Source organism: Acinetobacter sp. SwsAc2 (assembly GCF_013391465.1).
In the GTDB taxonomy this organism is placed as follows: Bacteria; Pseudomonadota; Gammaproteobacteria; order Pseudomonadales; family Moraxellaceae; genus Acinetobacter; species Acinetobacter johnsonii.
In genome coordinates this window covers 1-820 of the sequence record NZ_JACBEZ010000088.1, presented here as the reverse complement: position 1 = coordinate 820, position 820 = coordinate 1, and the positions used below count along the sequence as shown (strand labels likewise).

The window sequence follows — 820 nt, the reverse complement described above, 5'->3', positions numbered from 1 at the left end:
CTAGGGCTTGTTGAGAATTAACAAAGGCTACTGATTAATTTATAATAGTACTATGGATAGATACATACTTACTGATGCCCAATGGGCAAAAATGGAACCTTTTTGCCTAGGTAAAGTGACCGATCGAGGTCGTAGTGGAAAAGATAATCGATTATTTTTAGAAGCAGTCCTATGGATTGCCCGTACAGGCAGTCCATGGCGTGATCTACCTGCTCATTTTGGTAAATGGAATACCGTCTTTAAAAGATACCGTGATTGGGTGAAAGCTGGTGTATTTGAAACTATTTTTGCATCTGTAAATGAAGATGTTGATTTGGAATACGCCATGATTGATGGAACGATTGTTAAAGTTCATCGACATGGCCAAGGTGCAAAAGGGGGACCTTCAAACAGTCTATAGGTAAATCTCGAGGTGGAATGACTTGTAAAATTCTTGCCTTAGTGGATAGTCTAGGCAACCTCATTAAGTTTCGATTAATGCCTGGTCAATATCACGATTTAGTAGAAACCAAACCTTTAATTGAAGATGTTGATTTTCAAGCATTACTAGCGGATAAAGCATTTGATGCAGATTGGCTCATCCAAGAACTCAATGAACGTAAAGTGAAAGTGGTGATCCCACCCAAATCTAATCGAAAAGTAATGAGAGCCTTTGATACGATTATGTATAAATGGCGTCATCTCATTGAAAACTATTTCTGTAAGTTAAAAGAATTTAAACGTATAGCGATGCGTAGTTGTAAAACAGATACGAGTTTTGAAGCCATGATTCAATTGTGCGCGAGTTTAATTAACTCTCGGTAATTCTCAACAGACCCTA

Annotated in this window: 1 protein-coding gene; it reads left to right on the top strand. The window is 37.8% G+C overall.

Going from position 1 to position 820, the window contains the following annotated elements; genetic code table 11:
• Window positions 1–52 precede the first annotated feature (52 nt).
• Window positions 53–804, top strand: a protein-coding gene (locus tag HYI04_RS16785) for an IS5 family transposase (RefSeq protein ID WP_149931241.1) whose coding sequence is annotated in 2 segments (ribosomal slippage) — window positions 53–389 and window positions 389–804 — 753 coding nt in all. Because the reading frame shifts where the segments join, the coding sequence is not laid out codon by codon here.
• Window positions 805–820: the final 16 nt, after the last annotated feature.